At 63.2% G+C, this 22,628-nt stretch carries 21 protein-coding genes; 7 read left to right on the top strand and 14 right to left on the bottom strand.

Annotated elements, in window-relative coordinates:
* Nucleotides 1-22 precede the first annotated feature (22 nt).
* Entirely contained in the window at nucleotides 23-313 is a 291-nt protein-coding gene (locus tag SC1_RS07740) for a hypothetical protein (RefSeq protein ID WP_062179700.1), read from the top strand.
* Here the strand turns inward: SC1_RS07740 and SC1_RS07735 are convergent.
* The 3 genes from SC1_RS07735 to SC1_RS22540 form a co-directional block, all read right to left on the bottom strand.
* The gene (locus SC1_RS07735; RefSeq protein WP_062179697.1) at nucleotides 294-2,825 is read right to left on the bottom strand and encodes an HWE histidine kinase domain-containing protein; all 2,532 of its coding nucleotides are present in this window, start codon (nucleotides 2,823-2,825) and stop codon (nucleotides 294-296) included. The two genes, SC1_RS07740 and SC1_RS07735, sit on opposite strands and share 20 nt — an antisense overlap.
* Nucleotides 2,822-3,295: a biliverdin-producing heme oxygenase gene (locus tag SC1_RS07730; RefSeq protein ID WP_062179695.1), complete on the bottom strand. Its 474-nt coding sequence runs from the start codon at nucleotides 3,293-3,295 to the stop codon at nucleotides 2,822-2,824. Before SC1_RS07730 ends, SC1_RS07735 begins: the two co-directional genes overlap by 4 nt.
* A gap of 150 nt (nucleotides 3,296-3,445) precedes the next feature.
* A complete protein-coding gene (locus SC1_RS22540; protein WP_274520232.1) occupies nucleotides 3,446-3,571 on the bottom strand; it encodes a hypothetical protein in 126 nt (41 codons plus the stop codon).
* A gap of 46 nt (nucleotides 3,572-3,617) precedes the next feature.
* Between SC1_RS22540 and SC1_RS07725 the strand changes: the two genes are divergently transcribed.
* Together SC1_RS07725 and SC1_RS07720 are read left to right on the top strand one after the other, a co-directional pair.
* Nucleotides 3,618-4,379: a histidine phosphatase family protein gene (locus tag SC1_RS07725; RefSeq protein WP_062179693.1), complete on the top strand. Its 762-nt coding sequence runs from the start codon at nucleotides 3,618-3,620 to the stop codon at nucleotides 4,377-4,379.
* Nucleotides 4,372-5,253, top strand: a complete 882-nt coding sequence (locus tag SC1_RS07720) for an NAD(P)H-hydrate dehydratase (RefSeq protein WP_238586617.1) — start codon at nucleotides 4,372-4,374, stop codon at nucleotides 5,251-5,253. Before SC1_RS07725 ends, SC1_RS07720 begins: the two co-directional genes overlap by 8 nt.
* Before the next feature lie 105 nt (nucleotides 5,254-5,358).
* Here the strand turns inward: SC1_RS07720 and SC1_RS07715 are convergent, their stop codons facing one another.
* The 3 genes from SC1_RS07715 to SC1_RS07705 are packed head-to-tail and all read right to left on the bottom strand — an operon-like array spanning nucleotide 5,359 to nucleotide 8,358.
* On the bottom strand, nucleotides 5,359-6,390 hold the full coding sequence (locus tag SC1_RS07715; protein ID WP_274520263.1) for a sensor histidine kinase: 1,032 nt from the start codon (nucleotides 6,388-6,390) through the stop codon (nucleotides 5,359-5,361).
* A gap of 26 nt (nucleotides 6,391-6,416) precedes the next feature.
* Nucleotides 6,417-6,863, bottom strand: a complete 447-nt coding sequence (locus SC1_RS07710) for a response regulator (protein ID WP_062179689.1) — start codon at nucleotides 6,861-6,863, stop codon at nucleotides 6,417-6,419.
* Nucleotides 6,856-8,358: an ATP-binding protein gene (locus SC1_RS07705; RefSeq protein ID WP_062179687.1), complete on the bottom strand. Its 1,503-nt coding sequence runs from the start codon at nucleotides 8,356-8,358 to the stop codon at nucleotides 6,856-6,858. The genes SC1_RS07710 and SC1_RS07705 overlap by 8 nt, the downstream gene beginning before the upstream one ends.
* A 248-nt stretch (nucleotides 8,359-8,606) precedes the next feature.
* Between SC1_RS07705 and SC1_RS07700 the strand changes: the two genes are divergently transcribed.
* On the top strand, nucleotides 8,607-9,293 hold the full coding sequence (locus SC1_RS07700; RefSeq protein ID WP_062179684.1) for an MgtC/SapB family protein: 687 nt from the start codon (nucleotides 8,607-8,609) through the stop codon (nucleotides 9,291-9,293).
* Between the two features lie 101 nt (nucleotides 9,294-9,394).
* On the opposite strand, the gene SC1_RS07695 is transcribed toward SC1_RS07700, so the two are convergent.
* The 5 genes from SC1_RS07695 to SC1_RS07675 form a co-directional block, all read right to left on the bottom strand.
* Complete coding sequence (locus SC1_RS07695; protein WP_083435905.1) at nucleotides 9,395-9,568, bottom strand: DUF1328 family protein; 174 nt, start codon at nucleotides 9,566-9,568, stop codon at nucleotides 9,395-9,397.
* Nucleotides 9,569-9,802: 234 nt separating this feature from the next.
* Entirely contained in the window at nucleotides 9,803-10,888 is a 1,086-nt protein-coding gene (locus SC1_RS07690; protein ID WP_062183775.1) for an NADH:flavin oxidoreductase, read from the bottom strand.
* A gap of 36 nt (nucleotides 10,889-10,924) precedes the next feature.
* Complete coding sequence (locus SC1_RS07685; RefSeq protein WP_062179678.1) at nucleotides 10,925-12,547, bottom strand: NAD(P)/FAD-dependent oxidoreductase; 1,623 nt, start codon at nucleotides 12,545-12,547, stop codon at nucleotides 10,925-10,927.
* Between the two features lie 91 nt (nucleotides 12,548-12,638).
* On the bottom strand, nucleotides 12,639-14,234 hold the full coding sequence (locus SC1_RS07680) for an AMP-binding protein (protein ID WP_062179675.1): 1,596 nt from the start codon (nucleotides 14,232-14,234) through the stop codon (nucleotides 12,639-12,641).
* Nucleotides 14,235-14,245: 11 nt separating this feature from the next.
* Nucleotides 14,246-15,010, bottom strand: a complete 765-nt coding sequence (locus SC1_RS07675) for an enoyl-CoA hydratase/isomerase family protein (protein ID WP_062179672.1) — start codon at nucleotides 15,008-15,010, stop codon at nucleotides 14,246-14,248.
* Between the two features lie 291 nt (nucleotides 15,011-15,301).
* On the opposite strand from SC1_RS07675, the gene SC1_RS07670 reads away from it, so the two are divergent.
* On the top strand, nucleotides 15,302-17,470 hold the full coding sequence (locus SC1_RS07670; RefSeq protein WP_062179669.1) for a TonB-dependent receptor: 2,169 nt from the start codon (nucleotides 15,302-15,304) through the stop codon (nucleotides 17,468-17,470).
* 55 nt (nucleotides 17,471-17,525) lie between these two features.
* Nucleotides 17,526-18,287: an SDR family NAD(P)-dependent oxidoreductase gene (locus SC1_RS07665; RefSeq protein WP_062179666.1), complete on the top strand. Its 762-nt coding sequence runs from the start codon at nucleotides 17,526-17,528 to the stop codon at nucleotides 18,285-18,287.
* A 4-nt stretch (nucleotides 18,288-18,291) separates the two neighbouring features.
* Here the strand turns inward: SC1_RS07665 and SC1_RS07660 are convergent, their stop codons facing one another.
* The 3 genes from SC1_RS07660 to SC1_RS07650 form a co-directional block, all read right to left on the bottom strand.
* Nucleotides 18,292-19,161: an SMP-30/gluconolactonase/LRE family protein gene (locus SC1_RS07660; RefSeq protein ID WP_062179663.1), complete on the bottom strand. Its 870-nt coding sequence runs from the start codon at nucleotides 19,159-19,161 to the stop codon at nucleotides 18,292-18,294.
* Nucleotides 19,162-19,251: 90 nt separating this feature from the next.
* Nucleotides 19,252-20,061, bottom strand: coding sequence for an IclR family transcriptional regulator (locus SC1_RS07655; protein ID WP_062179660.1), 810 nt, complete (start codon nucleotides 20,059-20,061; stop codon nucleotides 19,252-19,254).
* Between the two features lie 162 nt (nucleotides 20,062-20,223).
* On the bottom strand, nucleotides 20,224-21,108 hold the full coding sequence (locus SC1_RS07650; RefSeq protein WP_062179657.1) for an alpha/beta fold hydrolase: 885 nt from the start codon (nucleotides 21,106-21,108) through the stop codon (nucleotides 20,224-20,226).
* A gap of 188 nt (nucleotides 21,109-21,296) precedes the next feature.
* On the opposite strand from SC1_RS07650, the gene SC1_RS07645 reads away from it, so the two are divergent.
* Nucleotides 21,297-22,625, top strand: coding sequence for an MFS transporter (locus SC1_RS07645; protein WP_062179654.1), 1,329 nt, complete (start codon nucleotides 21,297-21,299; stop codon nucleotides 22,623-22,625).
* Nucleotides 22,626-22,628: the final 3 nt, after the last annotated feature.

Here is a 22,628-nt window from a genome sequence, read left to right as displayed (position 1 = left end):
CTATGATTGGAGATGCCTGCCCATGCCCCGCTATTTCTTCCATCTCTGCGACGGCACGCAGGAGATCGACGCATATGGCAATGACTTCGACGACGACGCGGCCGCACTGCGCGAGGCTATCAGGTTCGGCGGCGAACTCCTCAGCGACGATCCGGGGATACTCGTTCGCGATGACAGCCTGCGGATCAACGTCACCAATGAAAGCGGCGAGTTGAGCTGCGCGCTGATCGTGCAGATTGTCGACGCCAACTGGCGCCCGGCCCCAGCCTCCCGGGACGATCTTCGCGCGCCCGTCAGCCCAACACGACCTTGAGCTTGTCGAGAAGCGCATCGCGTTCGAACGGCTTCCTCGCCACCGGCACCGCCGCCAGGTCGTCGGGGATGGTGCCATCGTCGCCATAGCCCGTCGCGAAGAGAAAAGGTGTGCCGCGCTCGGCGAGGAGGCGCGCGATCGGCTCGGATGTCTCGTGCCCCAGATTGATGTCGAGGATCGCAAAATCGGGTGCGCTGCCGGCCAGAAATTCGAGCGCATCGCGCGATGACGTCAGCGTGTTGAGCACGATGACGCCGACATCCTCCAATATTTGCTCGAGATCGATCGCGATAAGTAGCTGGTCCTCGACGATCAGCGCCGTCATGCCGGCCAGATCAAGATTGTCGTGACGGTCGACCATCGGCGGCTCCTCCTTCGTCGTAACGGCTTCGGCCTGCCGCAGCGTGACGAAGCGCGATGGCAGGGTGAAATCGGCCTTGAGCCCTTCGGGAAGATAGACGACCGATGCATCGCCCCCCAGGTCGAACGGGATGCTGCGCTCAATGAGGACCGAGCCGAACCCGCGGTGCGCCGGCGCCGCGACAAGCGGGCCCTCCATTTCACGCCAGGCAATATTGCAGCCGCCAACGGACGTCAGCGACCAATTCACTGAAAGGCGGCCGGTGGGAAGCGACAAGGCGCCATATTTGGCGGCATTGGTCGAAAGCTCGTGCAGGACGAGTGCCATGATCGAATAGGCGCGTGCGTCCATCCAGATCGCCGGGCCATCCAGCGTAACGCGCTCGCCATCGCCCCAATAGGGCATGAGTTCGGCGTGCAATAGATCGCGCAGCGCGCCGCCGCCATCGTTGCGCACGACCTGGTCGTGCGCAAGCGACAAGGCCTGTATGCGGCCGCGCAACGATGCAGCGTAATTTTCGAGCGTCTCGCCGTCGGCGGTCGGATGCACGACGAGCGAGCGGATCACGGCGAGGATGTTCTTCACCCGGTGATTAAGCTCCTCGTTGAGCATGCGCTGGCGAAGCTCGGCCTTGGTACGTTCGTCGGCGAGCCGCTCGCTGTGCTGGAGGATGACCTCGACGAGCGCGATGCGCGTTGCCTCGCCAAAGCGTCGCTCCTGCTCGGTCCAGTGCGCGCTCTCGCTGCGCACGGTTTCCTTCCATATCGCGAAGCTCTTACGCGGCGTCAGCCGATCGCCAAGCGGCCCCGTCTCATAGGTCTTGTCGGGATTTCCCGCCCAGTCGAGCGTGTGGACGAGCTCCTTGCGGAAAAAGAAGAGGAAGTCCCGAGGCCGCTGCGAAAGCGGCACGACGAGCATGCCGGCCGCCATCGGCGCATAATCTTCGGCTCCCGGCACGACATTGGCGAGTTTGTGGGTTGCCCATATCTGGCCATCGGCGACGGTTTCCGCAAAACGCGCGAGCGCGAGAATGGCCGCCTCGGGCGGCACCGACCCCACGACCGACATCTGTCCGTCGAGCCACATCGCCGCGCCATCGCAAGGAATGAGTCCGGCGAACTGCGAAAGCTTGTCGCGGAGCAACCCGTTGATGTCGTGCGAGCCGACCGTATCGCGCAGGAAGCTGTCGAGTGCCTCGCGTGCCCGGTGCGCCGCGTCCAGCGTTTGCTTATGTCGCAGCGCATTAAGATGGAGCGAGAAGAATTCGCCGAACATTTCGGCCGCAACGCGCTCGGCCATCGACAAGGTGCGGGGGCTGTAGTGATGGCATGCGATCAAGCCCCAAAGCCCGCCGTCGACGATGATCGAGATCGACATCGATGCGCCGACGCCCATGTTGCGCAGATATTCGCAGTGGATCGGCGAGACGCTGCGCAGGTGCGCGAACGAGAGGTCGAGCGGTTCGCCCGATGCGTCGAGCACCGGCTCGACCGATATGCGTTCGAAATCGGCGTCCGAGATGATCCGGATCGTGTTCTTGAGATAGAGCGCCCGTGCCTGCTGCGGGATGTCGGTCGCCGGAAAATATTGGCCAAGGAAGCTTTCGAGATCGGCGCGCTTCGCTTCGCTCACCACCTTGCCGGCACCGTCGGGCCCAAATTGGTAGATCATCACCCGGTCGTAACCAAGGGCGGCGCGTACCAGCCGCGCACTGTCCTTCGCCAGCCGTTCGACGCTGTCGATTGCCGCGATGCGCCCGATCATCGCGCGCGCCATTTCGAGCGGCGCGGCGAGATTGGCCTCTGCGGGTTCGAACTCGATGATCGCGCTGCCCTTGAAGCGGTGTACTGCGACATCGAAGCGACGGCCGTTTTCCAGCACGCAATCGAACATCAGCGCCGAGCGTCCGCTGAGCTGGGCGCGTCCGAGCGCGTTACGAATATCGTGCGCGGTCTTTGCACCGAGGACGGACGCAAGGTCGCGCCCGTTGAGATTGCCCGCCGCACCGAGCATGTCACCGCAGTTGAGCGAATGCCGCAAGATCGTCACCGCCCCGGCGTCGCAGGCGACAAGACAGCCGTGCGGCTGGATGCTCCCCGGGATGTGGATTGGTTCGCGGTCGCAGTTGGTAAGATCGACGGAGGGGGTCATACGCTCTCCGCCGCATAGATGCCGAGCGCGAAATCGAAAGTTGCCGCCGCCGCTTCGAGAACAGCGTCCGCCTCGCTGTCCGGGACCGTCTCGAGCAGCGCCAAAAAGCGACTCCAGCGCATCGGGTCGCGCGTTTGGGCCGTGAGATGGCGCGCGCCGCGATGCGGCCCGAATCCGAGCGCGGCCGCGCGGCGGACGAGAAGTCGCGCGCCAAGCGCGGACCCCTCGACGACATAGGCGACCCCAAGTGCGGCGGGGCCGTGGCTCGCGACCGTAAAGCGCCGCTCGGGACGCGGTACCAGCTTGAAGTCCGCAAGATCGGCGCGCATCAGGTCCGCTAAGGGCAAAAGAGGCCATTGCGCGTAGCCGGCGAACCGCGCCTCGATCGGATCACGGAACGCAAGACTGCTTGCGACGAAGCGGCCATAGGCTTCCGCCGTGACGAACGATCCGACCGCGTCGTCGAGCAATTGGTGTGTGGGCGCCGTATGAGCCTGGAGAGCGCGGCGAAGCTTTTTGTTGGGCAAGTGTCCGTCCGGTTGCGGGCGAGCACAGCGCCCGGAAGCATTCTGCCATCGCAGCGGTGAAACGACTTATCTTATGTTAGAACACCCAAATTCTCACTTCACTTTATCGTGCGCCGCCGACCGCTTGCCGTTATCGAGCTTGGCTTCCCCGACGATCGGCGAACGACCGCCCTTCTGATCGCCACCGCCATGCTGCACATTCCAAAGCAGCGTGAGCAACCGGTAGCGACCTACCGCGTTAGATCGTCATGCAAGAGATACCCCGATGACACCGCGCTGGCCTTCGACGCTATGGGTTGTCCGGCACGGCCAGAGCGCGGGCAATGTCGCACGCGATGCCGCAGACGCCGCGGGTGCCGAACGTATCGAACTCGATCACCGAGATGTCGATGTCCCGCTGTCGAAGCTGGGACGGGAGCAATCTAAAGCGCTCGGTGAATGGTTCGCGTCCGGCGAGGAAGGCGGCCGCCCGGAGATCATGCTCGCTTCGCCATATATCCGAGCGGTTCAAACGGCAGAAATCTTCCGTGAAGCCGGCGGGTGCGAGTTCGACGAAAATATTTGCATCGACGAGCGGCTCCGCGAAAAGGAGTTCGGTATTCTGGATGGCCTCACGCGGTTCGGCATCGAAGCCTCGCATCCCGAGCAGGCAGAGTTCCGTAGTCTGCTCGGTAAATTCTATCATCGCCCGCCGGGCGGCGAGAGTTGGTGCGACGTCATCCTTCGTCTCCGGTCGCTTCTCGACACCGTGTCGCTCCATTATGGCGGACGTCGCGTGATGATCGTCGCGCATCAGGTCGTCGTACTTTGCCTCCGCACCATCATCGAAAATCTGGGAGAGGCGGAAATCCTGGCGATCGACAAGGAGGGTGACGTAGCCAATTGCGCGATCACCGAATATCGCTTCGATCCCTCTATCGGCCGGGACGGTAATCTGGTGCTGGTGCGCTACAATGTGACAGCGCCGATGAAGGACGACGTTCCGGTTACCCGCGAGCCCGATGCGATGGTCGCCGCTCGTGGTTGACCCGATCGCGCTCGACACCGCTTGGCTCAAGGCGAACCCGCTTCCCGATCATCATGACAATGTCGACAAGAACGGTCGCGGGCGCGTGCTGGTCATCGGCGGCTGCCGCAGGGTTCCCGGCGGGATGCTGCTGACCGCCGAGGCGGCTTTTCGTGCCGGCGCGGGCAAGGTAACGATCGCCACCATCGCATCGGCCGCGATCCCCGTCGGCATCGCTTTTCCGGCCTGCGCCGTCGTCGCCCTGCCCGAAACCGAAAGCGGAGAGATCGCGCCCAGCAGCGCCGATCTGTTGCTCGCCGAAATGGCCAATCACGATGCGATTGTCTTCGGGCCGGCGATGATCGACGAAGAGATCGTCCGCACGCTGCTAGCCGCCCTCTTGCCCGCCCTACCCGCCGACATATTCTTGCTCCTCGACGCCTTTGCCCTGCGCGCCGCCGCGGCCCACGCAGATGCGATCGCTGCGCACGGCAGCCACACCGTCCTCACCCCACATGAAGGCGAACTTGCCGCCATGTTGGGCGCCGACAAGGATGAGGTGTCGCGCGACCCGCTTGTTGCACTGACGCTCGCCGCCGACCGCTTCGGCGCCGCAATCATGGTCAAGGGGGCGACGAGCCATTTGATGGCTGAGGGCACCTGCTTATCCTACGCCGGCGGCGGCCTTGGTCTGGCCGTCAGCGGGTCGGGCGACGTGCTTGCCGGCTTGATCGCAGGCCTCGGTGCGCAAGGCCTTGCGCCGCTTCAAGCGGCCGCCTGGGGCATCTGGCTCCATGGTGAGGCCGGGCGCCGCCTGTCGGAGGCGATGGGGCCGATCGGATATCTCGCCCGCGAACTGGCGCCGCTCGCACCTGGGCTTATGCGCGGGGTGTAGATTGCGCCCGCCGTGGCGCCCCGGTCGCGCTCTGTCATAGCGTCCGGCCAACCAATAGCGGCCTTCCCGACCAGAAAAGAGCGACCTGTGTCCGCCGCGTTGCGGTTACGGACGATCCTTCTTGCTCAACGGCAATGCAATGGACGCCCGCGTGCCTTTACCCGACCTCGCCAACGCGTAGCGCACTTCGGCTCGCATGGTACGCGCCATGGCGGCGATGAGCTTGGTCCCCAGTCCCGTGCCGCGGACAGCGCCGTCTTGGGGCAGGCCCATTCCCTCATCTTCGACGGCAAGTTCGACCATATTCTCTCCGTCCATGGAAAGACTGACCAAAATTTCGCCGTGAGCGGCCTCGGCATAGGCATATTTGCAGGCATTGCTCACCCATTCATTCGCGATCATGCCGAGCGCAACTGCCTTGTCGGTGCACAGTTTGATAGGCGGCGCGGAAACGACAACCTCACGGCGAGCCGCAGCCGTGGACCAACTCTCGCTAAGATCGGTGGCAAGGCCGGCGAGATATTCGTCCATCGCGACAAACTCGACATCGTCGGTCGTGTAGAGGCGCCGGTTGACCTGTGCGATCGTCGCGATGCGTTGCTGCGTCTTCTGAAGCGCCTCGCGTGCGCCAGGGTCGGCCAGCGTTTTCGCCTGCAGCGCGATGAACGACATCACCATCTGCAGGTTATTCGCGACGCGGTGATTTACTTCCTTGAGCAACGCTTCGAGCCGCGCGTTACTGGCCCGCAATTCGGCCTCCGCTTGCTCACGCGCCCGGCGCAGCAGGGCTCGTTCGAGGACCTGCGTAAAGCTGCTGCCGAGCAGGTCGAAGAATTCCTCGCCGACCGACTTGACCACATAGTCGTCGGCGCCCGATTTAAGGGCTGCGACGGCAATCCTGCTTTCTTCCGATCCCGTCACATAAACAATTGGCGGACAATCGGTCAGTGCGCGGAGAGCCTCGATCGTCGCCAGCCCATCCATTCCCGGCATATAATGATCGACCGCTACAAGGTCGAAGGCACCATCCCGCGTCATTTCGACGCCGTCCGCACCGGTCGCTGCAAGGCTGATATCGAAGCCCTTCCGCGCCAAGGCGCGGGAGACGAGGCGTCTTATTCCCTCGTCGTCGTCGATATAAAGGATGTGGGGCAGCGTCTTTCTCAGGCGGGATCGGGTTCGGGGACCTGGATCACCGACAGAAAGAGGCCAAGTTGTCGGATCGCATCCGCGAAATTCTCGTAATTCACCGGCTTGGTGATGTAGACGTTGCAACCGAGGTCATAGCAACGCTGAATTTCCACCTTGTCGTCGGTCGTCGTCAGCACCACAACCGGGGTTCGACGAAGCGGACTGCCATCCCCCTTGATCTTCGCCAATATGTCCGTGCCGCTCATGTCGGGCAGATTTAGGTCGAGCAGGATCAGTGCCGGGCCGTTGCGCACCGGGCCATGTTCGCTGTCGTAAAGGAACGACAGCGCCGAATTGCCGTCGAGGAAATGATGGATGGTGTTCGAAATACCCGCGCGGCGGATATTCTTCTCGATAAGGCGCGCATGGCCCTCATCGTCCTCGATCATCACGATATTCACCGGTTGCTGGTCAGGCATTTTCGTCTCCGCCAAGCCATTCCGTCGGCAAGCTTAAACGGAAGGTCGATCCCTCATCGAGGGCTGATGAAACTTCGATAGTCGCGCCCAGCCGATATGCAAGAGCTCGTGCGTGGGCAAGCCCGATCCCCTCGCCTGGCTGGTCCTGTGTGCCAGACCGCCGGAACAGATCAAAAATGCGGCCGTGATCGCGCGGGTCGATCCCGCGGCCATTGTCGATCACCTCGACGACCGCGCGGCCATGAGCCGTGCGCCCGCGCACGTCGATCACGCCCGGTCGGCCGGGCTTCAGATATTTGAGGGCATTCTCGACAAGGTTCGACAATATCTGCTCGACGGCGACGCGATCATTGACGATCGTCGGCAACTCGCCAACCGAAACGGCCGTGCCATCTTCCTGGATGCGATGCTGAAGGCTTTCGACGATGCCGTGCACCATCGAAGTGAGATCGAGCGGTTCGGGCGCGAGCGTACGGCGGCCCTGCCGCGACAGGTTGAGGATGGCGTTGATCAGCCGGTCCATCTTCTGCGTCGAGGTTCGGATGAAGCCGATCGCCTCGGGAAGATCCTCCTCGATCGCAAGGCGAGTGTTCGGATCGGGCGCGGCCCAGCCTTCCGCATCACTTTTTTCAAGATAGCCGGCGATGGACCGGCGCGCTGTTTCAAGTTCTGCGGTAAAGCCCATGACATTGACGAGCGGGGACCGAAGATCGTGCGATACGATGTAGGCAAAGCGCTGTATTTCCGCGTTGGCGCGTTTGAGTTCGCCGGTGCGCGCATCGACAAGCTGTTCCAGACCGTCGTTCAGATACCGAAGCTCTTCTCGCGAGGTTCGCAAGTCGGTGAGGTTCCGTCGAACGAGCCATAGCGTCACGGCCGCGATCACTATGATGAGCAGGCCCGTCGAAACAAGTGCTGCGGTAAAAAGGCGCTGCGTCATACGCAGTTCTGCCTCGCGGGCGCGCAGCAGCCCGAGTTCGTCATTGACCATCGTCTGCACAATCGCGCGCATCTCGCGAACGAAGGCTACGCCATCATCGTTCGAGAAGTCGGCCAGCATGCGGGCGCGCGCCGCCCCGCTTAGGGAGATCGTCATCCGATAGTGGCGGAAATAGGAATCCAGCAGCGCGCGCAGCCGCTCCACACGGCGCTGCTGGGCCGGATTATCCGCGATCAACGCCGCCAATTCATTCGCGCGTGCCGATGCGACCTTCTGCGTATCTTCGACAATGCCCGCGAAGGCGAAATTCTGAGTCAGCAGGAGCCCGCGCCGCGCAGTCTCCATTCGTTCGTTTGCGCTCGCGAAACCGCCGAGACTGGCCTCCACTGCCAATGTGTGCGCCACAAGCTGCGCGTTGGCCTCATTCTGCCGCTGAATCCAGAAAGTCGCGATCGCGGCCGCCAGCAGCGCCGCAAATCCGAATGAAAGCATGATGATGATCAATCGGCTTGCGCGGGCATCGCGGCCAAGCGCGCCAATTTTCGTTGAATCCATCTAGTTCGCACTTCCCTACCGGCAGCCTGGCCACCGATTTCGGCAGCATTCATGACTGTCGCAGCGTCGCTAAACAAGCCCGTATGCTCGCCGCTTGCATCTTTTCCGGCACGACGACGTTGGACCTATCCGAACATAGGGGACATTATTTGAAGAACGCCGCCCGCCCGACCGCTCCATTCACGCTTCCTATCGCGGAACACCGTGCCTGCGTGTTGGCCGCTTCCGTTCCGGTTCGATTTTGACCGATGGACCTTTTCAATCCTGACCTGATCTGGCCAATATGCGGAGCGGTTGCCGCAGGCACGCTAATCGGGGGCGAACGCGAGTATCGCGCGAGCCCGGCGGGCCTTCGCACCCATATTCTCGTCAGCCTGTCGTGTTGCCTTCTGATGCTATCGGCAGTCCACCAGATGGCATGGCTCAACGACACCCCGATCGAGGTTATCCGGATCGACCCCGTGCGTATGGCGCACGGCGTCCTGACCGGCATCGGCTTTCTGTGCGGGGGCGTGATCTTTCGCGAGGGCCTCAATGTTCGCGGCCTCACCACGGCCGCATCGCTGTGGATGACCTCTACCCTTGGCATGCTTTTCGGGATCGGCTTCTACGAACTCGCAATTTTCGGAACCGTCGTGACGTTACTGGTCCTGGCAGCGGTGACGATCACCGAGCGCCATGCCCCGCAGCGGCGCGTCGTCCATCTGAGCGCCAGTTTCGACAGAACAAGCAACATGTCATCGGACCAGTTCGTCAACGCGCTCGAAATGCACGGGCTCAAGACGATCACCGTGGACGAGCGCCTCGCGTCGGATATGCTGACCTTCTCGGCGATCGCGGATGGATATACCGAGGAGCGCATTCTCGCGATCGTTTCGGCCTGGAAGGCCGGCATGGATGTGAAGGAATATGAAGTGCGCCCGGCGCAGGCTTGATCGCTTCGTGGCGGCCTGGCCTTCCAATCTTCCAATATGAAAGCGCCGGCAGCCCATCGGCCACCGGCGCTTTAATATTGGAACTCAGGCTCTGCCTATGATCAGGGCAAGGTTCGGCGACCGCCTCGTCCGAACACGAAACCGACGACGACCAGAATTACTGCTAGCACCAGCAGGATTTTCGCGAAATCCGCCGACAGTCCGGCGATGCCGCCGAAGCCGAGAAGCGCCGCGACGAGCGCCACAACCGCAAAGATGATAGCCCATCTGAACATGTTCATTCTCCTTCGTGGACGCGCGCCTTCTTTCGCTCGCGCATGGAAATGCCGAGCGGCGATTGGAGCCGTCAACTTATCCTGAATGGATAATTTGGTAACGATTTCCCGCGTGGAAGGTTCCTGCCCCGCTCGGGGCCAAACAGGAATAGCTGTGCGTGCCGAAAGAGCCGTACACCGGCATGAGTGCGCATTGGCTCCGCCAAATTCCGCCATGCAATCCGGGGGTCATGGTCACCTGTCCGGTTGAACGAACCCTGGCCATCGCCGCATATAGTATATGAAATCATCGCTGAGCCCTTCGTCACGCAAGTGCCGGGCCGTAACCGGAAGCTCCGGCGACCGATACGTCGGATCGCGGCGGACGCGTTCGGGAAAATCGTGGCGCAATATGGCTGCGCGGCCAATCACGACAAAGTCGCAGCCGGCGTCGAGTACCCAGGCTGCGTCTTCTGCATCCATGACCTTGCCAGCCGCGCCGAGCAGGACATTGCCGCGTGGCAGGTCGGTGAAGAAGCTCATCAGCGAACGAGATTTGAACCGTTCTTCCTCCGGTTCCTTGCGGACATCCCACAGCGACATGTCAAGATAGTCGATCTTTTCCTGCCGCAGCACTTCGGCCGCCACATCGCGGATTTCTTGCAGTTCCAGCCCGAAACGCTCGGGCGAAAGCCTCAGGCCGAGCTGGAAGTCGGGGCCCGTGGCGGCGCGAACGCCGTCGATGATCTCGAAGATGATGCGCGCACGGTTTTCGAGACTGCCGCCATACCGGTCGGTTCGCCGGTTGCTTGCCGCCGACAGGAATTCGGCAAGGATGTATCCGTGCGCTCCGTGGATCTCGACGCCGTCGAAGCCCGCCTGCTCGGCCCGACGCGCGCCTGCGATGAAGTCGTCGCGCAGCTCCTCGACCTCGGCTTCGGACAGAGCCCGGACATTGCGTTCGGGCACTTCCGACGGCGCGACGGGCGCGCCGATCAGTTCGGGTTCGGCGCGGCTTCCGGCGTGATGCAGTTGCAGCGAAGAGAGCGAGCCCCGCGCCTTGATTCCGGCGGCGAGCCCCGCGAGGCCTTCGACATGCTGGTCGGCGAAGACGCCGAGCTGCCCCGTAAAACCCTGCCCCACCGGCTGGACGTGCGACGCGGCGGTCATCGTCAACGCAAAGCCCCCTTCCGCGCGCATCTCCAGCCACTTGCGCTCCGCTTCCGAAAGTGTGCCGTCGGCATGGCTCTGCCGATTGGTCAGCGGTGCGAGCATCAGCCGGTTCTTCATCGGCTTGCCCCGTGCGAGGGACAAAGGTTCGAACAGTCTTTCGGACGACATATCGCTCACTTCCATATGGGGACGCGGGTGCCGGACCTATCGGAGGGTGAAGCCACGATAACCTTCCGCCGCAGCGTCGGAACAGATTTCGCGATAGCGGCCAAGCCCGCCGATGTAGACAGGAAAGGTGCGCGGCTTGCCCGGCACGTTCGCGCCGGTGTACCAAGTGTTGGCGGTCGGATAGAGCGACAGCGAGCCCAGTGTCGTCACCTTGCCCATCCACCAATCCTCAGCCTCTGCGTCGGCCTCGATCGAACGCAGGCCGTCGGCGCGCATATGGGTAATGCAATCGCAGACCCAGTCGACATTCTGTTCGTTCAAAAGGATGAAATTGGCGAGCGCCGACGGCCCGTTCGGTCCGGCAATGACAAACAGGTTTGGAAAGCCCTCGATCATCAGGCCAAGATGGGAACGCCCGCCGTCGGCCCATTTATCCTTCAGCTTGCGGCCGTCCCTTCCCTCGATGTCGATCGACAGCATCGCGCCGGTTAGCGCGTCATAGCCCATCGCCGCGATGATGACGTCGACCTCGACTTCGCCCTCGGCGGTGCGGATGCCCTTTTCGGTGATTTCGACGATAGGATGCTCGAGACAGTCCTTCAGCGTCACATTGTCGCGGTTATAGGCTTCGTAATATCCGGTATCGAGGCATGGGCGCCGCGCAAAGATCGGATAGCCGCGCGGGGTCAACCGGCGTGCGGTGTCGGGATCCTTCACCACGTCGGCGATCTTGCCGCGCACGAATTCGGCGACGACCTCGTTCGCCTCGCGATTGGTGAGCAGGTCAGAGAAAAGTCCGAGGAAAGCGAGGCCGCTGTGCGCCCAGGCATCTTCCATCAGCTTCTCGCGCTCGGCGGGCGTGACGCTAAACACCGGGCGGTGCGTGATCGGCCGCACGCCGCCGGTCAGCGAGTGACGCGCCGCCGCACGCAGTCCCGGATAATGCGCCTTGATATGCGCAACATAGTCTTCATCGAGCTTGCGGTTGCGCATTGGCAGCGTGAAGCTGGGCGTGCGCTGATAGACATAGAGATGCCCGGCCTTTTCGGCGACCACCGGCACGATCTGGATGCCCGAAGACCCGGTGCCGATCAACGCGACGCGCTTGCCCGTGAGGTCAACGTCATGATGTGGCCATTTGCCCGACAGATACAGTTCGCCCTTGAACTTGTCGGCGCCCGGAATGTCGACCTGTTTCGGCACCGACAACGGCCCGGTCGCCATCAGGCAATAGCTTGCCTCATAAATGTCGCCGCGATCGGTCTCGATCCGCCAAAGCGCCGCATCCTCGTCATAATGAACCGCCGTTGCGCGCGTTTCGAAGCTGATGTCGCGCTTCAGGTCGAGCTTGTCGGCGACAAAGCGCGCGTAGGACAGGATTTCGGGCTGCGCCGCGAACTGCTGGCTCCAGGTCCATTCCTGCTGAATCTCGTCGGAGAAGGAATAGCTGTAGTCGATGCTCATCACGTCGCAGCGCGCGCCGGGATAGCGGTTCCAGTACCAGGTACCCCCGACGTCGTCACCGGCTTCGATCAGATGAACATCAAGCCCCATGCCGCGCGTGCGGTGCAGCGCATACATGCCGCCGAATCCGGCGCCGATAATCAGCGCGTCGAGGCGGCGGGGAGTCTTGTCGGGGGAGGAATTGGCCTGTTGCATCGAAAATCCTTGGGAAAGTCTTGTGTCGGTCGTCGGGCAGCGAATTCTCCGGCCCGCGCGCCCGCCCCCGGGCGCTGCGGGCCGGAGACGATCAGCCAGTGGACGTCCGGGCTGAAATTTCGGCGCGCGCAAGGTCCATCCCGCTGCGATAGTCGCTCTTCCCGCTCGCATGGCGCGGCAGGACGGCGACGCGGATGATCGTGCGCGGTTGTTTGTAGGCGGCAAGGTCGTGAGACAGAGCGGCGCGCAGCGCCTCATCGTCCGGGCTGTCGCCCGCCTCGATCAGCGCGGTGACCGCGCTGCCCCATTTCGGATCGGGCAAGCCGAACACCATCGCGTCGGCGATGCCGTCGACGCGCTTCAGCGCCTCCTCGACCTCTTCGACGAAGACCTTTTCGCCGCCGGTGTTGATGCACATGCTGCCACGGCCGAGCAGGCGAAAGCGCCCATCGGGCAGCCGTTCGGCCATGTCGCCGGGGACTGCATAAGCCTGTCCGTCGATCGTGCGATAAACGCTGGCGGTCTTTTCGGGATCGCCATGATAGCCGGCGCCGAACGGCGGTCGCCGCGCCAGCCAGCCCGAACCAACCTCATCATCGGCAAGCACGCGGCGGCCGTCCTGATCGACGATGACCGTCTGCGGACCCGGCTCAAACAGGCCCGTCGGCGTGGCGCGTTCGCTGTTGGTGATCGCATAGCCGAAACCCGAGGCTTCCGAAGCACCAAGAATGTCGAGCAGTGTGAGCTGCGGCAATGCCTCAAGCAGCGCCGCCTTCACCTGTTCGGACCACATAAGGCCCGCCGAGGAAATCAGCCGCAACGCCGACAGATTCCAGCGCCCCGGATTGGCGAGCAACGTATCGGCCATCGGGCGTGCAAAGGCGTCGCCGACGATCAGGATACGCGTGACGCGATGCCGTTCGGCCTCGCTCCACAATTCCTCGGCACTGAAGCGATCCGACGGTAGCAACACGGCCGTGCCGCCGACGAGCAATTCGGCGAGCGAGCTATTAAGCCCCGCACCATGCATCAGCGGACATGCTGGCATCACGCGACCCGCCGCGCCCTTCAGCACCTGCGCGACATGATCGTCCATGCTGGCGGGCGTCGACACGGCGACCGGCGATTCCAGTTGCGAGCGCCGCGCATCGGCCGAGCGCCACATCACACCCTTCGGACGCCCGGTGGTGCCGCCCGTGTAGAGAAGATAACCATCGTCGGGCGAACGCTCGATGCCCAGCGGCGACGCCTCACCTTCCGATACGATCGCGTCATAGGTGCCCTCACCGCCGATCTGCACCGCATAGGTCAAATGGTCGATCTCGCCGCCGATCAGCGACGCAACGACCGGAGCGAACTCGTCCTGATAAAAGAGGCCAGCGGCCTGACAGTCACGCAGCACATATTCGATCTCGGACGTCGTATAGCGATAGTTCAGATTGACGTGCGTCAGCCGAGCCTTGAACGCTGCGGCGGCAATCTCGATGAACTCGGGAATGTTGCGGGCGAGGATCGCGATACGCGCGCCTGCGGGCAGCCCAGCCGCCAACATCGCACGCGCCAGCCGGTTCGACCGCGCGTCGAAATCGGCCCAGTTGGTGACATGGTCGCCGCGAATGATCGCCGGCCGATCGCCCGGCACATTCGCCGCGGTCGCGTCCAGCAGGTCGCCGAAATTCCAGTCCATGACGGTAGCCCTCAGCGGCCCTGGAAAACCGGCGCGCGCTTTTCGACGAAGGCCGCGACGGCTTCCTGCGCGTCATAGGAGGTCGAAAGCTTCGCGGTATTGCCCTGTTCATAGATATAGCCGTCGCGCAGCGTCATATTCTCGATCGTGCGCATGCTGTCCTTGGCATAGCGCGTCGCGAGCGGGCTCTTTGACGCGATGACCGCCGCCATCTCCATGCAATAGGGCAGCAGCTCGTCGGCCGGCAGGCATGCCTCGATGATGCCGCGACGGTACATTTCCGCCGCTGGCGCGCGATAGCCGGTCAGCATCATGCGCCGCGTCAGCGAATGCGGAACGATGCGCGACGTGTGCTTGCCACCGCCCATCAGGCCCACGTCGATCTCGGGGAGGCCGAAGACGGCATTTTCGGAGGCCACGATGATGTCGCAGCTCGCCGCGAGGCCGAAGCCGGCGCCGAGCGCAGGGCCGTTGACCGCTGCGATTACCGGCTTCGCGCAATCGGCGATCGAATAGGCAACCTCGCGGACGACGCGATTGCGGTTCCAGCGTTTGCCGGGGATCGACAGGTCGGGCCGATTCTTGAGGTCAGCGCCGGCGCTGAAGCATTTGCCCGCGCCGGTCAGCACCGCAACGCGTACATCATCGCGGTCATTGAAGCTGTCGAAGACGTCGGTGAGTTCCTGAAGCATGTCCAGCGCGGCGGCGTTGACCGGCGCATTGTCGAGCGTGACGAGCGCGACGTAATTTTCGATTTCGGTGCGGATGCTGCTCATGATTATGTCTCCCAGTTGCCGGGTTCATGGCATCGGCACGACGGATCGGGACGAGAAAGCCGCGAACCGGCCCGAAAATCTCATTCTGGATTGAACACGCCCTCGCGGAATCGCGATTGTGATTATCGGGCCCTCTTGCCGCGCCCGCATTGCTCTTCGCGCTCCGACACCGGAACGGGGGGCCGCCGGCTCGTCATCGAACGGCAACAGGACTTAAAACCCGCGCACCCCTTTTACGGCGAATCGCCAGACGAAGGACGAACGGAAAGCGCGATTCACAGGGAGTGGACAATGACAACGCACCTCAGACTTCTTTTGGCGAGCGCCGGTTTCGCGGCGATGGCCATGGCGTCTCCCGTGTTCGCGCAGGAAGCCGATACGGCTCAGGATGAAGCGCAGCAGAACGACGGCGGCGGCCTCGGCGACATCATTGTGACCGCGACGAAGCGCGGTTCGGCGCAGAATGTGCAAGATGTTCCCATCGCGATCACCGCATTCGGGTCGAACGAACTCGACAGCATTCACGCGCGTTCGATTTCCAGCGTCAGCTACGCCGTTCCCAACGCTTCGCTTGAAAGCGTCGGGACGACGCCGGGCTATGCGAATTTCTCGATCCGCGGCCTCGGCATCAATAGCTCGATTCCCTCGATCGACCCGACCGTCGGCGTGTTCGTCGACGGCGTCTATCTGGGCGTCAGCGCTGGCGTGCTCTTCGACACCTTCGATCTTGAAGGGGTCGAGATCCTGCGCGGCCCGCAGGGCCTGCTGTTCGGCCGCAACGTTACCGGCGGCGCGGTCCTCCTGCGCACCACCACCCCGTCGAACCGCTTCCGCCTCGATGCAAAGGCCGCACTCTCGACCGGCCTTGAAAAGCGGGCGAGCATCTCGGTGTCGGGCCCGCTTGCCGGCGATGTGCTCAGCGGCAAGGTTGCTGTCTATTACAACGACGACGACGGCTGGTTCCGCAACGACTTCGACGGCAAGAAGATCGGCGGCAGCGAAACGCTGATCATGCGCTCGGCGCTTCGCCTCCAGCCGAACGACAGCTTTGACCTGGTCCTGCGTTACGAGCACGGCCGCATCCGCGGCGACGGTCCTGCAGTCACGAACCACGGCCTCTATCCGCGCGACAGCTTCCGCGTGAATCAGAACTACGCCGGCTTCGTCAAAACCGACTGGGATCAAGGCATCGCCGAACTCAACATCGACACCGCATTCGGTGACGGCAAGATCACCAATATCGCCGCCGTCCGCGCGCTCAGCAACGATTCGGGTGCCGACGTCGACGGTTCGCCCGCGACCAATCTCCACTCGCGCAACAACATCCACCAGTGGCAGTTCAGCAACGAACTGCGCTACGCGGGCACCTTCGGCGCGTTCGACGTCACAACGGGTCTCTTCTATTTCAATCAGGACATCAATTACGCCGAACAGCGCCTGCTGTCGGGCGGCGCGCTGACCGTATCGGGTGGCGGCCGTCAGAAGCAGCGCACCGGCGGCATCTTTGCGACCGTCGACTGGCGCCTTACCGAACAACTGACCTTCAGCGTCGGCGCGCGCTATTCGGCTGAGGAAAAGGAAGTGCAGGTCCGCTCGATCGGCGTCGGCGGCTGTAATCTCGACACGCTTCGCTGCAGCTACGACTTCAATGACAAGGACAGCTGGGACGGCTTCACGCCGCGCATCGGGGTCCAGTTCAAGCCCAGCGACGATACCCTGCTCTATGCGTCGTTTGCCAAGGGTTTCCGAAGCGGCGGATATAATTTCCGCAACCTCAACCCCAATGTCGATCCGGGCCCGTTCGACCAGGAAAAGCAGGACGCCTATGAAATCGGCCTGAAACAGGAATTCGGCGGCTTCGCGCGCGTCAACATCGCGGGCTTCTACAGCCGCATCAACGGCACACAGCGCGAATTCCAAGCGCCCTTCGCACCCTTCGGCAACTTCCAGATCATCACCAACGCGGCCGATGTGTCGATCAAGGGGATCGAGGGCGAACTGCTGGTAAAGCCGGTTTCCGGCCTGACCATCGCCGGCCAGTTCGGCTACACCAAGGGCAAATATGAGGACATCCTTTTCGACCTCAACGCCGATGGCGTCATCAACGACCGCGACTATTCGCTGAAACTGCCGCGCCTGTCGCCGTGGAGCTATGGCGGATCGATCACCTATGCGACCCGCGTCGGCGGCGATTTCGATGTCGAAGGCCGCGTCGGTGCGAACTATCGCGATGCCGCTTTCTACAACGATCAGAACACCGGCCTGCTCCGTGCGGCAACGATGGTCGACGCCAGCCTTGCCGTTACGCATGGCCGGGTGAAGGTGTCCGTTTACGGAAACAACCTCCTCAACGAGGCGACGTTCGGGACCGAGGCGCCGCTGCCCTTCTTCGCCGGATCGACCTTCTCCCCGCTCAACAAGGGCCGGGTCTACGGCGTCGAAGTCGGATACAAATTCTAACCTCTCTCCCACTGGAGCCCGCCAAAAAGCGGGCTCCATTTTTATGGGGCTCTCCATGACCAAATCACTCGAGGGGCGCGTCGCGCTCGTCACCGGCGCATCGCGCGGCCTCGGCCGCGACATCGCGCTCAAGCTTGCCGGCAACGGCGCATCCGTCGCGCTGCTTGATCGTAAGGCCCATTGGGCTGAAGATCTGGCCCAGCAGATCGCGGCCGACGGCGGCAAGGCCGTCGCGCTCGGCTGCGACGTGTCGGATGGCGCCGCGCTGCACGACGCGTTCGACACCGCCGCGACCGAGCTTGGCGGCATCGACATTGTCGTCAACAACGCGATGTGGACCAAATATTCGCCGATCGAGAGCATAGACGCAGAAAGCCTCGATCGCATGCTCGGCGTCGGCATCGCCGGCATCATCTGGGGCACGCAGGCTGCGGCGAAGCATATGCGCACGCGCGGCGCCGGGTCGATCATCAACATCGCATCGGTATCGGCGCACGTCGGACTGCCCAACGCGATGGTCTATTGCGGCATCAAGGCGGCGGTCGAAGGGATGACGCGGTCGTCGGCGATCGAACTCGCGCCGTCGGCCATCCGAGTCAACGCCGTTGCTCCGTCGACCGTTGCGACCGAAGGTGTCCGCGCGATGTTGGACGATGCGACCTTCGAGGCGCGCGTCGCCAGCACCCCGCTCGGCCGACTGGGCGAAACCTCGGACATTGCCGAGGCGGTGCTCTTCTTCGCCGACAGCGACCGGTCGGGCTTTGTGACGGGTCAGTCTCTGCTTGTCGACGGCGGCATCTCGATCGCCCTTCGCTGACCGCTCAGCGATAAATACCTTCCGCGATCCCGGGGACGTCGAGCCCCCGGATCGCGGTGATCCGCCCCGCATCGGGATGATTGGCGACCAGCCGATGCCCCGAATTGGCGATGCTCGTTAGATAGAGCGTATCCATCTCCTCCCCGCCGAACGCGGGACACGAAGGATAGGGCAGCGGCACGGGGATCGACCGCAGCAGCGTCCCGTCGGGCGAATAGCAACCGACCGCTTGCGCGAGCACCAGCGCAACCCAGATTCGCCCGTTGGCATCGACGGTCGCGCCATCGGCCCCCGATCCGCCGTTCACCTGACAATCGACCAGATCATGGCGCTTGCCGATCGCTCCCGTCTCCTGGTCATAGGCATAGCGGCGAAGCTTGCCGTCGAGGCTGTCCGCAAAATAGAGCGTATCGCCGGTCGGCGAAAAACAGATGGCATTGCCGATCCCGATTCCGCTCTCGATCTGCTCGGTCGCACCGTCGGCGTCGAGCCGGAACAGCCCGCCCGCGCCCAGCGCATCACCCGTTCGCATCGACGCACATAGAAAACGCCCGGCACGGTCGGCCTTGCCGTCGTTCAGCCGCGTCCCCCCCGCCATCGCGGGGCGCGCCACCGGCGACACCTGCCCGCTGCCCGTGTCGAAACGATAAAAGCCATCTGCCATCGCAACGATCAGGCCCTCCGACGCCAATCCGATGCTGCCGATGGGCTGATCGAGCGTCCATTCGGCCTGCTTGCGGCCTTCGGCGTCGCTGGAATGAAGGCGCCCTGCCGAGGAATCGACCCACCAAAGCCGGCCGCTCCGATGATCCCATAGCGGACTTTCGCCTAGGCCGGCGACGCCAGCATCAAGCAGTTCGATTTCGACAGGCATAGAATCTCCCTTTCGCCGTCACGATAGACGTCGGCGCGGTACCCACAGCGCGTCGTACGCGGCGGGCTCCCATTATTCCGGATGAAATGCTTATTCGGCGGCGATCGCGTATTCGTCGATATCGTCGTCGCCGGCCGGCCGCTGATCCTGCGGAAAACGCACATGATACTCGGCGATCGTCTCGCGCATCATTTCCACATATTCGGCGCGGCGCGGCGACAACCGCTCGGTCGTACCGCCGATGCCAAGAACGAGCGGAATTCCGTGAATGCTATTGCCAAGGGGCATCGCTATCGATGCAATCCCCGGCACCGGATGTTCGGGCCAGTAACAATAGCCGGTGTGGCGGATCCAGCGAATCCGGCTCATCACGTCATCCAGCGTGATCGCTTTGTCGGGATTGAGCTCATAATAGTTCGAATATCGATAGATTTTATCGATCTCGCGGTCGCGCATCCGGCTCATCAGCGCCATCCCCGCCGTCGCATCCAGCATCAGCCGCATCTCGCCCGGATTGGGGGGACGCTTGTGCGGATGATCGGGCAGGCGCATTGCCACATATTGGATGAACAGGTCGTTCTGCGTCGCCAGTACGATCGTTTCCTCGGTTTTGCGAAACAACTCGTCGATCAGCCAGTTATAACCGCTACCGAAAGCGACATGGCCATAGAGCCAGCTGCCGAGCGAGGCGACCTGCAAGGTCGGCAGATAGGTGCGCGTCTTGCGATTGTAGTTGAGATACCCTTCGATCACCATGCTCTTAAGCAGGTTCGTCGTGCTGGACTGCGGATATCCGAGCGCCGAATATATCTCGTTAAGCCGCAATGGCTCCCGCCGATCACGGAACAGCTCCAGGACCTCGAACGTACGCGAGGCCGATTTGACGGGTTTTCTCTTCATCTCTCCATCCCAACAACGAGAAGGCGTCATCGCCTTGAACGGTCGGTCCAATCGCCGTCCTGCGACGGTCTCTGATGAAGACATGATAACTTCAAAGACCGCCAAGCGGCCAAAACCGCGGGTTTGGCGGCCCATATCACATATGTGATTTCTGTGCGACCCTCAGGCGTGCGCCATTGCTGCCGTCAAATGCGCCGATATCCGCTCGCCCCAAGCATGCCGAAGTCGCGGCGGACCGTCATGGCCCATCGTCTCGTCGACCTCGATCACAGCGCCTGGGATCGCTTCAGCGGTCTCGAAGGCGCGTTCCAACGGGATCACCTTGTCATGGCGGCCGTGCAGGATCAGCGCGGGAACGCGAATGGCGCGGATCGCCGCGCGCAGGTCCGGAGCGGCAAGGCTTGCTGCGAAATGGCGCGCGGTGCCGCCGGGATGGATACCGTGCCGCCAGGCCGTTCGCGCCTCCTCAGCGATGCGTTCCGCGTCGAAATCCTCCGCCATGCCGTTCACCTGTGCAACGGCGAGCTGGCGCGCGACATAAGCGTCTTCATCGGGAACATTCTCGGCCATCAGCCGGTCGAGCGCTGCATCGGGGACCGCATCGGCCATCGACCGGCTCATCGCCATAACGAGCGCCAGGCTCAGCACGCGTTCGGGGTGCCGAACCGCAAGCTGCTGCGCGACGAGACCGCCGATCGACCGCCCGACAAAATGCGCCGCCATGACGCCCTCGGCGTCCATCACCGCCAGCACATCCGCGGCCATGTCGCCGATACTATAGGGCGGTCTCGCGTCGCCGGTGTCCAGCGCGGCGGCCTTGATCGCTTGAAGGTCCGGAATCGTGCCGGTCATCGCGGTCGAATGGCCGGTATCGCGACTGTCGATGCGGATCGGCACGAGGCCCGCCGTCACGATCGGTGCGCAAAAGCCATAGTCGAAATCGGTCGATGGACGCCCTGCTCCGGCGAGCAGGATCACGACCGGCCCGTTCCCCGCCGCCATGCGCTGATAATGGACGCGAACAGGGCCGTTATTCGCATAGGCCATGTGGGTATCTCCTCGCCGGCCTGTCTGCTCGGTGCGCGCGTCCGGTGCGAGCGCGATACGCTGGGCGTGCAACATATCAGCATAGGGATAATCGCCCTGCCCGGCTGCCTCGCACCTAACGTCCGCAAAACTCCCGCCTAAGGTGGCTGCCGTAAAAGACGGGCGACGTGCCCGGCATGGAGAGGCAAATGACCGGCGACACCATCCCCCACCCCAGCGACGGCCAGCAAAAACGGATGCCCTATGGCGCGCTGTCGTTGCTGATGATCGTCTACGCCTTCAACATGCTCGACCGGCAAATCGTGACGATCCTCGTCGAGCCGATGAAGGCCGACCTCAACCTTGCCGACTGGCAGATCGGGATGATCAGCGGCCTTGCCTTCGCGCTCTTCTATACTCTGCTCGGCATCCCGCTTGCGCGCATCGCCGACCGTGGCAACCGCGTCGGTATGATCGCCGTCGCGCTGTTCGTTTGGAGCGGCTTCACCGCGCTATGCGGTCTTGCACGCAACTTCACCGAATTGCTGTTTGCGCGCATCGGCGTCGGCGTCGGCGAAGCCGGCTGTACTCCCGCTGCACACAGTCTGATCACCGACTATGTCCCGCGCGAACAGCGGGGCCGCGCGCTTGCCCTCTATTCGCTGGGCGTTCCGGTCGGCTCGCTCGCGGGCCTCGTCCTCGGCGGCATATTGCTCGCTAGCCTTGGCTGGCGCGCCGCCTTCCTGATCGCCGGCGTTCCCGGCATCCTGCTCGCGGTGATCGTATGGTTCACTCTCGACGAGCCCCGCAAGCGCGCCGTCGCAACGCAGACCGCTGTCCCGCATATGCCGCTGGGTCAGGTGCTCGCGACGCTGCGCCGCCTGCCCAGCTTCTGGCTGATTTCATTCGGCACCGCGATGGGCGCGTTCGGCTATTATGGTCAGGCGTCCTTCTTCGGCTCGCTCTACATGCGCACGCATCTTGCCGGAATCGACGCGATGGCCGCCGATTGGGGCGTGCCGCCGACCGTCTTCCTCGGCCTCAGCCTAGGCCTGATCGTCGGCCTAATTGGCATGGTGGGAACTTTCGTCGGCGGCCAGCTCGCCGACCGTGCGGCGCGGCGCGGGATCAAGGGTTACACGCTGGTTCCATCGACCTCGCTCGTGATCGCTGCGCCCCTGTTCGCGGGCGCCGCGCTCGCCCCGACCGTCACGCTGTCCTTCACGTTCCTGAGCTGCGCGATCTTCGTTCACGCGCTCAACTATGGCTCGGTCTTCGCCTCGGTGCAGACCCTCGTCCCCGCACGGGTACGCGCGATGGCAGCGGCGGTGCAATTGTTCGTGACCAACGCGATCGGCCTTGCATTGGGGCCGTTGTTCGTCGGTATCGCCAGCGACCTGCTCGCGCCTTCGCTCGGCAGCGAGCAGGGGCTGCGCGCTGCAATGGCGCTCGTCGCGCTGCCGCTTGCGATCGGCTCGCTGCTGTTCTGGCTGGCGGGCCGCCGGATCGAAGCCGACGAGGCAAAGCAGAGCGCCTGAGGC

Origin of the sequence: Sphingopyxis sp. C-1, assembly GCF_001047015.1 — a bacterium.
Lineage (GTDB): Bacteria > Pseudomonadota > Alphaproteobacteria > Sphingomonadales > Sphingomonadaceae > Sphingopyxis.
The sequence above is the reverse complement of the archived record's forward strand: the minus strand, read 5'-3'. Positions and strand labels throughout refer to the sequence as shown.

What these genes read in the sequence shown, in the direction of transcription:
- SC1_RS07725 (WP_062179693.1), top strand. Translation starts at nt 3,618, where the DNA reads ATGACACCGCGCTGGCCTTCGACGCTATGGGTTGTCCGGCACGGCCAG.
- SC1_RS07690 (WP_062183775.1), bottom strand. Translation starts at nt 10,888, where the DNA reads ATGTCGTCCGAAAGACTGTTCGAACCTTTGTCCCTCGCACGGGGCAAG.
- SC1_RS07700 (WP_062179684.1), top strand. Translation starts at nt 8,607, where the DNA reads ATGGACCTTTTCAATCCTGACCTGATCTGGCCAATATGCGGAGCGGTT.
- SC1_RS07735 (WP_062179697.1), bottom strand. Translation starts at nt 2,825, where the DNA reads ATGACCCCCTCCGTCGATCTTACCAACTGCGACCGCGAACCAATCCAC.
- SC1_RS07740 (WP_062179700.1), top strand. Translation starts at nt 23, where the DNA reads ATGCCCCGCTATTTCTTCCATCTCTGCGACGGCACGCAGGAGATCGAC.
- SC1_RS07705 (WP_062179687.1), bottom strand. Translation starts at nt 8,358, where the DNA reads ATGGATTCAACGAAAATTGGCGCGCTTGGCCGCGATGCCCGCGCAAGC.
- SC1_RS07645 (WP_062179654.1), top strand. Translation starts at nt 21,297, where the DNA reads ATGACCGGCGACACCATCCCCCACCCCAGCGACGGCCAGCAAAAACGG.
- SC1_RS07675 (WP_062179672.1), bottom strand. Translation starts at nt 15,010, where the DNA reads ATGAGCAGCATCCGCACCGAAATCGAAAATTACGTCGCGCTCGTCACG.
- SC1_RS07670 (WP_062179669.1), top strand. Translation starts at nt 15,302, where the DNA reads ATGACAACGCACCTCAGACTTCTTTTGGCGAGCGCCGGTTTCGCGGCG.
- SC1_RS07660 (WP_062179663.1), bottom strand. Translation starts at nt 19,161, where the DNA reads ATGCCTGTCGAAATCGAACTGCTTGATGCTGGCGTCGCCGGCCTAGGC.
- SC1_RS07650 (WP_062179657.1), bottom strand. Translation starts at nt 21,108, where the DNA reads ATGGCCTATGCGAATAACGGCCCTGTTCGCGTCCATTATCAGCGCATG.
- SC1_RS07665 (WP_062179666.1), top strand. Translation starts at nt 17,526, where the DNA reads ATGACCAAATCACTCGAGGGGCGCGTCGCGCTCGTCACCGGCGCATCG.
- SC1_RS07655 (WP_062179660.1), bottom strand. Translation starts at nt 20,061, where the DNA reads ATGAAGAGAAAACCCGTCAAATCGGCCTCGCGTACGTTCGAGGTCCTG.
- SC1_RS07695 (WP_083435905.1), bottom strand. Translation starts at nt 9,568, where the DNA reads ATGTTCAGATGGGCTATCATCTTTGCGGTTGTGGCGCTCGTCGCGGCG.
- SC1_RS07685 (WP_062179678.1), bottom strand. Translation starts at nt 12,547, where the DNA reads ATGCAACAGGCCAATTCCTCCCCCGACAAGACTCCCCGCCGCCTCGAC.
- SC1_RS07680 (WP_062179675.1), bottom strand. Translation starts at nt 14,234, where the DNA reads ATGGACTGGAATTTCGGCGACCTGCTGGACGCGACCGCGGCGAATGTG.
- SC1_RS07710 (WP_062179689.1), bottom strand. Translation starts at nt 6,863, where the DNA reads ATGCCTGACCAGCAACCGGTGAATATCGTGATGATCGAGGACGATGAG.